Raw genomic sequence first — 9632 nt, forward strand, 5'->3', positions numbered from 1 at the left:
GTCCCCTGCGCCTTGTGCCCTAAGCGGCCCACTGTGGGACACCGGACGCTGGCCTGTTAGCTCGGTAGCTCGCGATCAGCCGAACTCTCAGCCGCCTTCAGTTCTGACCACTGGCCGATGGCCTTCCCCGCGTTGATCAACGCGAGGAGTAAGGCGCCTGCACCGATGACCTGGTGAGCCTGATCTCCGTAGAGGAGCACGAGTACCCCGAAGACCGCCATGAGGAGGGCCGAAAGCACGAGGGACCAGAAGACCCCGCGTGGAGTCTTGAGCCGTCGCCACCCTCGCACCGGCCGAGTTTGCCCCCAACCGGAGGCGGATGCGGTTGAGGTCACTCAGACGGCTGACACCGGCTAGCTTTCGCCCTTGACGTCAAGGGCGAAAGCTAGCCGGGCGTCCCATCGCGCTCGCGTCGTCGAGCGAGGCTCTGGAGTTGCCCTGCGTGTATGTCGCGCACCCATTCCCAGCCGGGCTCGACCGATGGGCCGATCCGCGGGTCGTCGGGAGCACGGCCGTCACGCAGGGCGTGGACGTACGCGCGGTCCTGGTCGATCCGTGCGCGTACCTGACCATCTCCGCCGACCGACCCGTGACCGGGGATGACGACATCGACGTCGTCCGCCACGCCCTCCAGCAGCCGCAGCCCGACGAGGTAGTCCTCGATCGGGTCATCGGTGCTGGCCACGTCGTCGAGCATCGGGATGAACACATCAGAGAGCATGTCGCCGGCCACGAGAACGCCACGCTCCTCGATCAACAGCGCCGCATGGCCCGGGGCATGCGCCGGGTGCTCGATGATCCGCACTCGAGGGCCATCCCAGGGAAGCCGCGCAGTCGCGTCCGGCAGACCGGTGATGAGGCCGAACAGGTCCAGCGGTACCTCATCGGCGATCTCCGGCGGCAACCCCTCGGCGACGCGGGACTTCCAGTCCGCGTCCGACCGCAGATCTCGCACACGGGCCGCACAGCGGGCTGTGCCGTAACGGGGCGCGTCGCCGAGTGGGGCGTGCCAGAGCACGTGGTCCCAGTCAGGATGCGTCGAGAAGCCTGCCACAACGGGTTGGCCCAGATCGGACAGGTCGTTCGCGAGGCAGGACATCTCGTCGCCCGTGATGCCGGGGTCGATGAGCAACACGCCGGCTCGCCCTCGCACGACGACGGCGTTGTTCCGGAGCAACTCGCTCCGGTGGACCAGCACACCCTCCGCGACCTGCCTCAGCACGGGTGGCTCCTTCCGCTCGTGGTCACGCCGCGCTACTCGCCATCACATCTGGCCGTACTCGTCGTGTCGTCGCCACCAGACGTACGGGTCGCCTTGCGGGCGATCCGCCGGGGAGTCCTCCCAGTGCTCCTGGCGACCGAGCGGCGTGAGGTCGAGAAACGTGAGCGCGGATCCGATCGTCTCGACACCACGCCCGTTGACGAAGTACGTGCGGAAGACCGCGTCGTCGTCCCGGATGAACACATTGACGCCGAAGTACTCCTCGACATCGAAGTCCCGGGAGAAGTCATCGCCGACCAGCGTGTACCACGGCACGCTCCATCCCATTCGGTCGCGGTAGGTCTCGATGCGTTCCTGAGGTGCGGCGGACACGAAGGCGAGTGTCGTGTCGCGAGCGTTCAGGTGCGCGGGATGCGTGATGCTGTCGGCGAACATGGAGCAGCCGGAGCACGCTCCCTCCGGCCAGCCCTCGACATCGGGTGCATAGAAGAAGCGATAGACGATGAGTTGCCGGCGGCCCTCGAAGAGGTCCACCAGACCGACCTCACCGGCGGGACCCACGAACCGGTAGCCGGTGTCGACCTGCATCATCGGCATCCGCCGCCGCGCCGCGGACATCTCGTCACGAGCAGCGGTGAGCGCCTTCTCCCTGGTCAACAGCGCCTCGAACGAGGCGCGCCACTCAGCCGGCGAGACCACCTCCGGAAGCCCGACGTCAGCGTGCGTGCGTGAAGGAGCATCCGTCATGTGACGCCTCCCCTCGGGACACCGCTGATCCAGGTCGGTCGCACCCGGTGGACAGCTACGGCCCGGGTGCCGCCCAGCACCTCCCGGGGAAGACTGCCGGGCACGACCGAACTCATCGCTCGCAACGCTTCTGCTCCTGACCTGCGAGTTCGTGAGACGGCCTCCGTCGCTCCCCAGCGAGCCCCCGCCGATCGCGGCTACGACCACGACACGTGCCGACGGATCCTGCCCTGCTGAAGGACCCGCCGGGCTGACGGCGAAGCCCGTTGACCCTCGGCCGCGGACGGGAGAAGCGTGGGCAACCCGCGCGCGAGGAGCTCCGATGACCGCGACATCCACCCGGGCCACGACCGTCCGCCACCCACTGGCGCGGCTGACCGCAGAAGAGATCGAGAAGGTCCGCGACCAGCTCGCGGCCGCCGGCATGCTCACCGACACCACCCGCTTCGTCTTCGTCGAGCTCGAGGAGCCCGACAAGGGCGACGTGCTCAGCTGGCGGCCCGGTGCGGAGGTCGACAGGCGGGCGCGCGTCCTGCTGCTCGACCGCGCCACCGGGGTCGCCCGCGACGTGTCGGTCTCGCTGACGGAGGGCGCCGTCGCCCGGGATGTCGTGATAGACGCCGCCACCGAGGGGCAGGTACCCCTCCTCGTCGAGGAGTTCATGGAGCTCGACGGGATCGTGGCGGCCGACGAGCGGTGGGCCGCGGCCCTGGCCCGGCGGGGTCTCCCCGTCGCGGAGGTCCGTTGCGCGCCGTTGTCCGCGGGCATGTACGGCCTGTCCGAGGAGGTCGGCCGGCGGCTCATTCGCGTGCTCGCCTTCCACCAGCCTGATCCGCAGGACAACCCGATGGCTCACCCGGTGGACGGCCTGGTCGGCGTCATCGACCTCACGGCGGGCGTGGTGACCGCGGTGCACGACCTGCTCGATCTCCCGGTTCCGTCCGAACGCGGCCGCTGGGACGCCCCGCCGCACGCGGTGGAATCCCGGACGGACCTCAAGCCGATCGAGATCACCCAGCCCGAGGGCGCGAGCTTCGTCGTCGTCGACGACGAGGTCAGCTGGGCCGGCTGGCGGTTCCGGATCGGCTTCGACGCCCGCGAAGGACTCTCGCTGCACCAGCTCACGCATGACGGCCGGTCGGTGGTCTACCGCGCATCGATCGCCGAGATGGTCGTGCCCTACGCCGACCCCTCACCGGCTCGCTACTGGCAGAACTACTTCGACGGCAGCGAGTACCTCTTCGGCCGGTTCGCCAACAGCCTCGAGCTCGGCTGCGACTGCCTCGGCGAGATCCACTACTTCGACGCCACGCTGGCCGACGAGATGGGCCACCCGCAGCTGATCCGCAACGCGATCTGCATGCACGAAGAGGACTTCGGGCTCCTCTGGAAGCACCGCGACCTGTGGTTCGACATGGCCGAGACCCGGCGGCAGCGCCGGCTGGTGATCAGCTTCGTCACCACGGTCGGGAACTACGACTACGGCTTCTACTGGTACCTCTACCTGGACGGACGGATCCAGGCGGAGGTCAAGGCGACCGGCATCCTCTGGACGAGCTCCTACCGAGGGATCGACCACCCCTACGCGACCGAGGTCGCCCCCGGGCTGGGCGCCCCGTTCCACCAGCACCTGTTCTCCGCGCGGTTGGACATGGCCGTCGACGGGATGACCAACTCGGTCTACGAGGTGGACGCCGTCCCGGACGCGGTGGGTGGCGTCAACCCCTACGGCAACGGGTTCCGCCGCCGGATGACGCCGCTGAGCTGTGAGTCGGAGGCACAACGGATGGCCGATCCGTCGGTCGACCGGATGTGGCAGGTGGTCAATCCGTCGGTGACCAACCGGCTCGGGCAACCGGTCGGCTACGTCCTGATCCCGGAGGGCAAGCCGGTCCTGCTGGCCGACGAGTCCTCGTCCATCCACGAGCGGGCCGAGTTCGCCACGAGACACCTGTGGGTCACGCAGTACGACCCTGCCCAGCGGCACCCGGCCGGGGACCTGGTCAACCAGCACGCCGGGGCCGGCGGGCTGCCGGTGTTCGTCGCCGGCGACCGGCCGCTCGAGGACCAGGACGTCGTCCTGTGGCACACCTTCGGGATGGTCCACTTCCCGCGGCCGGAGGAGTGGCCAGTGATGCCGGTCGACTCGTGCGGGTTCACGCTCGCGCCGGTCGGCTTCTTCGACCGCAACCCCGCCCTCGACATCCCCGGGCCGGCCACGGGCCACTGCGCGCACTCCACCCACGGGTCCGAGTGAGAGTTCGAGTTCGCGGATCCGTTTGCCGCGGCCCTCCGGCCGCCGGGGAGAGGTTCCGGGCCAGGTCACGATGCCGGGCGTACCAGTCGCTGCGGAGCAGTTCGCCCGGGTCGTGTCGGCGCTTGAGCGCGAGAAAGTGCGGAGCTGACCCTGCCTCACCGCACCGTGCAGAACACCCTGCGCAAGCTGCAGCTGCACGATCGCGTCGAGCTGGTCCGCTGTGCCGTCGAGCAGGGACTCGACGAGGGTGGGCCGCGCCGACGGTGAGGCTCCGCCGCATCCGACGACACGCGCTCTCGTCGTCGCTACGACGGCGTGCGTTCTGTCGGGCGCTCGGCCGGTGCCCCCACCGGGGTGCGGGTGATCGTGCGCCAGACCCAGCTGGTGGGAACCCGGCGTCCGGACACGACGTACTCGAGGACGGAGTCCACCAGCAGGATCCGGCCCAGCGCCCGCCGCGCGGCCGCCCAGCCGGCGAGCAGCAGCTCGTCACCGGTCCGCAGCACGACGTCGTCGTCCGGCGCCAGCATGGCCCGCCCGCCGCGGAGGACGAGCAGGACCATGGCGTGCAGCGGCTCGTCCCGGTCCTCCGGGTTGCGCAGCAGGTCGCCGAGCCGGACCTCGCCCGACGGCAGACACCGGGTCAGCGCGGGCGCCTCCTGGGGGGTCAGCCGGACCTTCCACAGCACCTGCAGCTCCGGACCGCACAGTTGGGTGAGCCGGTCGACGAGGTCGGCCGCCCACGCGTCACCCTGGGCCGGCATCTCGCGGATGAAGCGCCACAGCAGCGGGGTGGACAGCTGCGCGTAGACCTCGTGCGCGATCACCTCGGTCGGCACCAGGAGGGCGTCGACCGCCATGGCGGAGAACAGCGGCGCGCTCGCCGGCCGGTTCTGCCGGGCCGCGACGAACAGCGATGGGTTGGCCCGCCGGGCGGCGGCCACGAGTGACAGGTTGGCGGTGTCGTTGTCCGTGCCGGCGACGAAGCCGACCGCGTGCGCGAGGTCGATCCGCTCGAGCACCTCGGGCTCGGAGCCGTCCCCCACCACGATGTCGGCGTCCTCGGGACCGGTCGGGTTCGGCTCGATGACGGTGACCTCGATCCCCTCGGCCCGCAGGTCGGCGGTGAGCTCCCGGCCGAGGCGGCCGTACCCGCAGACCACCCAGCGCCCGCTGCGCGGCGGCGTCCCGCGGCCGGGCAGCGGCGCCCCGGGTCCGCTCTCCAGCCAGGTGAGCAGCTGGTAGGACGCCGGTGCGCTGAGCGCCAGCCGCAGGTGGTCGCCGAAGCGGTCGAACGGGTCGACCACGCTGGGGTCGCCGAACGCCCGCATCCGGTCGGCCATGGCCCGGGAGGTGGCGCGGGCGATGACCGGCAGCTCGGGCCGGAGCAGCGCGGCGGCCATGACGACGGTGAGGTTGGTCTCCTCGTCGTCGGTGAGCGCCACGACCGCCTCGCAGCACGCGTGGTTCAGGCCGGCCACGGTGAGGTGCCCGGGGTCGCGGGCGTCGGCGGCCAGGGCGGGGACGTCGGCGTGCAGCGGGGCGAGCTCCAGGTCGTCGATCCGCTCGGAGTTGGCGTCCAGGACGACGAACCGGCGGCCGAGCGCGTCGATCGACCGCCCGAGGAGCTCGCCGGCGCGCCCGTACCCGGCGATCAGCAGGAACGGCTCGCGCAGCCGGGACACCTTGCGGGTGAAGTGCTGCAGGGCCAGCGCCGAGCGGAACGCGCGGTCCTGCAGGAGGGCGAGCAGCGAACCGATGGCGTAGGCCCAGCCGACCACCGTCAGGTAGATCGAGATGGTCACCCACATCCGCTGGTTGTAGGTGAAGGGGTACGGGATCTCGCCGAAGCCGATCGTCGAGGCCGTGTAGCTCATGACGTAGAACGCGTCGAAGAACCCCATCCGGTACGGGTCGCCCTCGAGATCCTGCCCCGGGATGAGGGTCAGCCCGAGCACGCTGACCGCGAAGATGACGATGAGCACGATGAGCGGCGCACGCATCCGCCGCATGACCAGGAAGATCGTCGCCGAGGCCTCGGCCGCCGACGCGGCGGCGACCAGGAGGGTGCTGCGGCGCACCGGCCGGTCGTCCTCGCGGCCGAAGACGTTCCGCCAGAAGGCGAGCAGGGGGTTGCCCACGACGACCTCCGTCACCCGCGGTGGAAGGACACCGTCTCCACGACGAGCAGGACGACGGAGACGATGTTGGCCAGCAGCGCGCCCCCGGACAGCGAGACCACGCTCGCCGTCCAGGCGGGGGTCATGCCGGCCGTGGAGACGTACGAGGCGTAGCCGAACATCAGCGTGGCGCCGATCAGCTGCAGGTCGGCGACGAGGCTGGTCGCCAGGTGGACGGCGCCGATCTGGGTGCGGTCACCGAACTTCAGCACCGTCGCGATCAGGTTGACGACGACCGCCGCGAACAGCTCGTAGGGGTTGTGCAGCTCGGGGTCGTCGATGTCGCCGATGAAGAACCCGAAGTTCAGGGTGGCGGCGAGCACGACGAAGAAGCCGAAGACGACCTTCTCGAGGTTCACCCGGCCTCCCGCGTCTGAGGCCCTGCGCTGCCCCGTCCGGGGCGATCCAAAACCCGCAGCTACCGGGCGCGCAACAGCGGCAGCATCACGCCGTCGACCAGCTCCCGCACGACGTCGGCGTCCAGCGTCCGGCCGGTGACCAGCCAGCGCAGGGCGACCACCGCCGTCCCGGCCTCGACCGCGAGCGAGTCCGCCGCGGCCCGGCTCACCTCACCACGCTCCACCGCCCGGTCCAGCACGGTGGCCCACGCGCGGTCCCAGTGCGCGAGCGGGCCCCGCTGGAAGGCCTCGGCCAGGACGCAGTCGTCGAGCACGGCCCCGATCAGGCTGCGGGTGGCCCGGCCGGGCGGGCCGGCGAGCAGGTCCAGCGTCGAGGTGAGCAGACCGAGCATGTCCTCACGCAGCGTGCCGGTGTCCGGGGCGACGATGAGCTCGCCCAGCACGTCCATCACGCCGAGCAGGAGCTCGGACTTGCTCGACCAGCGGCGGTAGATGGTCGCCTTGCCCACCCCGGCGGCCAGGGCCACCGCGTCCATGGTGAGGGCGGCGTACCCGTCGCGGCCGAGCACCTCCAGCACCGCGGCCGCGATGGCCTGGTCGCGCGCCGGGTCGAGCCGTCGGACGCCGCTGCGGGTGCGGGCAGGCGCCGATGGCGGGCGCTTGTCCTCACCGTCGGTCACCGATCGAACGTACTGCGTGGCCCGGGCGTGGCGCAGCCCCCATGGTGGATCTCCGTCCGCGACGGGTTCCCCGGCGGCCCCCACACGCGGCGAGGCCGGTCGCGGATGTCCGCGACCGGCCTCGTCGTCCCCGTCCGGCACCGCTGTCCCCCGCAGCCGTACCGGACGTCCCCCGGGAGGCGGCACCGTCCCCCACGGTGACGCCGGTGGTGCTCCCGGCGACGCCGTCCCCCACAGCGCCCCCGGTCGTGCTCCCGGCGACGCTGTTCCCCCGCAACGTCGTCGGTGGTGCTCCCGGCGACGCTGTCCCCCACAGCGTCGCCGGTCGTGCTGCCGGCGGCTCCATCCCCCCGTGCAAGGGAGACGCCGGCTGTCTGTCAGGCCCCGGAGGGCCGGCTCATCGGGCTCCGCCGTCGCGCTGGACCGCGCTGAAGGTGAAGTCCAGCTCGCTGACGGCACCGGCGACCAGGTCGGCGGTGGTCGTCGACGGCAGGGACGCGGTGAGCAGCAGGTGGTCCACCCCGGCGGCCGCGAGGCCCGCGGAGCCGCCCAGGGCGGTGTCGGCCACGACCGGGCCGGCGTAGTGGCGGGCCGTCGTCCCGGCGCAGGACCACAGGCCCGCGTTCAGCTCCCAGTCCACCGAGCACGACTCGACCAGCAGCTGCAGGCCGTCGTCCGCGTCGGAGTCCAGGACGCTCGACGTCGTCGCCGTCGAGGTCAGCCGCAGCTCCGAGAGCGCCACCGAGCCGTCGTTGACCAGGTCGATCGCCGAGCTCTCGGCGTCGCCGGCCAGGAAGCTGCCGTTGTCGAACAGCGACAGGGTCGCGGCGTCGGCGGCCTCGGTGAGCGCGATCGAGAGCACCCCGGTGTCGAGCTGGGTCACCACCGGCGTCGTGCTGTCGGTGAACGTGCCGAAGGTGCCGAGGCCCGCGACGGTCGCGGCGACCCCGAGGACGCCGGCGGAGGCAAGGACGCGCCTCCGGTTGGCGCGGAGTCGGGCGTTCTGGGCGGTCACGGTGGTCCTCCTCGGTCCGGTTCGTCGCCGTGTCCCGGCGACAGGGAGAACTCTGGAGGGCCAACCGCAGGGTCCCCGCCCGGCAACCGCAAGGAATCCGCAAGCTTGCGAAACCCGGTTGCCGGTCTCCCTACCGTCGGGACATGACCCGAACCGAGGAGCTGGAGCCGGTGCACCGCCGTGAGGACGGCGAACTCGTGGGCTACCTGACCGCCGAGCGGCGGGACGGCGCGGACGTGTGCGTGGCGCGCTCCCTCTTCGGCTCTCCGCTGCGGGCCTTCCCGGCGCGGGAGCAGGCGGCGGCGTTCCTGCGCCATCGCGGCCTGCCGCTGCTCGCCGAGCGCTGGTGGTACCGCCCGGCCGACGGCTCACCCGAGCGCCCGACGACGCTGGTCGAGGCGCGGCTGGGCGAGGTGACGGTGCGCTTCGGCTACGACCCGGAGGTCGTCACCCTCTCCGGCGCCGACCTGGACCGCCTCAGCCTTCCGCACGCCTGAGTACCGCCAGTGAGGGCGGGGAGATGGATCCATCCTGAGCGGCCGCCATCCCGGCGCCGAGGAACTCGATCTCGCGCGCTGAACCGTCAGGTCGGCTCGGCACTCGAGGCAGGCATCGGCTGGAGCCACCTCGCCGGCGCAGCCGCTGCTCACCCCGAGTACGGCGGCTCGTCGTGGACGCCGGCAGCCTCAACGGCGGGCGGGTCATGGGAGGCGGTGCAGGGCTTGTGCAAGACCGCCCCGGGATCTGTGGACGGGCGACTGACCTGGGGATTCAGGCGCTGCTGAACTCCCGGCGAGGTAGACTTCGAACACCTGATCGAAGCGTGGTGGGAGGCGCACATGGGTGAGTTGGCGGTCGCGCTGGACGGGCTGGCCGACGACGAGCTGGACTCGTTGTTCGGGCCGGCGCTGCTGGACCGGCTGCGCGGGTTGCTGGTCGCGGAGAACCGGCTGGCCGCCGAGATCACGCGCACCGTGCGGCAGTGCGAGCTGGCCGGCGCCGCCGAACACGACGGTCTCACGACGATGCCGTCCTGGCTGCGCGGCCACGCCCGGCTGTCCCCGGCCGCGGTCCGCCGGGTGGTCGGCAACGGCCGGGCACTGGAGCACCTGCCGGCCCTGGCCGCCGGGTTCGCCGCCGGACAGATCACCGCCGACCAGGTCACGGTGGTC

9 protein-coding genes are annotated in these 9632 nt (G+C 71.5%); 3 read left to right on the plus strand and 6 right to left on the minus strand.

All coding sequences use genetic code 11. The features are described from left to right. Positions 1 to 385 precede the first annotated feature (385 nt). Entirely contained in the window at positions 386 to 1222 is an 837-nt protein-coding gene (locus MY520_RS21050; protein WP_436694518.1) for an MBL fold metallo-hydrolase, read from the minus strand. A 42-nt stretch (positions 1223 to 1264) separates the two neighbouring features. Next, the gene (locus MY520_RS21055; RefSeq protein ID WP_436694519.1) at positions 1265 to 1969 is read right to left on the minus strand and encodes a DUF899 domain-containing protein; all 705 of its coding nucleotides are present in this window, start codon (positions 1967 to 1969) and stop codon (positions 1265 to 1267) included. 322 nt (positions 1970 to 2291) lie between these two features. Between MY520_RS21055 and MY520_RS21060 the strand changes: the two genes are divergently transcribed. After that, positions 2292 to 4226 carry a primary-amine oxidase gene (locus MY520_RS21060; RefSeq protein ID WP_436694520.1) on the plus strand — a complete coding sequence of 645 codons (1935 nt, stop codon included), beginning with the start codon at positions 2292 to 2294 and terminating at the stop codon, positions 4224 to 4226. A gap of 305 nt (positions 4227 to 4531) precedes the next feature. On the opposite strand, the gene MY520_RS21065 is transcribed toward MY520_RS21060, so the two are convergent. From MY520_RS21065 to MY520_RS21080, 4 genes are all read right to left on the minus strand, one after another. After that, entirely contained in the window at positions 4532 to 6367 is a 1836-nt protein-coding gene (locus MY520_RS21065) for a potassium channel family protein (RefSeq protein WP_436694521.1), read from the minus strand. 11 nt (positions 6368 to 6378) lie between these two features. Then, entirely contained in the window at positions 6379 to 6765 is a 387-nt protein-coding gene (locus MY520_RS21070) for a DUF6394 family protein (RefSeq protein WP_436694522.1), read from the minus strand. A 59-nt stretch (positions 6766 to 6824) separates the two neighbouring features. Further along, positions 6825 to 7445 carry a TetR/AcrR family transcriptional regulator gene (locus tag MY520_RS21075; protein ID WP_436694523.1) on the minus strand — a complete coding sequence of 207 codons (621 nt, stop codon included), beginning with the start codon at positions 7443 to 7445 and terminating at the stop codon, positions 6825 to 6827. A gap of 397 nt (positions 7446 to 7842) precedes the next feature. Next, positions 7843 to 8460 carry a hypothetical protein gene (locus tag MY520_RS21080; RefSeq protein WP_436694524.1) on the minus strand — a complete coding sequence of 206 codons (618 nt, stop codon included), beginning with the start codon at positions 8458 to 8460 and terminating at the stop codon, positions 7843 to 7845. A gap of 143 nt (positions 8461 to 8603) precedes the next feature. Here MY520_RS21080 and MY520_RS21085 point away from each other — a divergent pair, with 143 nt between their 5' ends. Continuing rightward, on the plus strand, positions 8604 to 8957 hold the full coding sequence (locus tag MY520_RS21085; RefSeq protein ID WP_436694525.1) for a hypothetical protein: 354 nt from the start codon (positions 8604 to 8606) through the stop codon (positions 8955 to 8957). 342 nt (positions 8958 to 9299) lie between these two features. Then, positions 9300 to 9632, plus strand: a 333-nt coding sequence (locus MY520_RS21090) for a DUF222 domain-containing protein (RefSeq protein WP_436694526.1), incomplete at its 3' end; no start/stop codon positions are given.

This window comes from Geodermatophilus sp. CPCC 205506 (genome assembly GCF_051383635.1).
GTDB lineage: Bacteria > Actinomycetota > Actinomycetes > Mycobacteriales > Geodermatophilaceae > Geodermatophilus.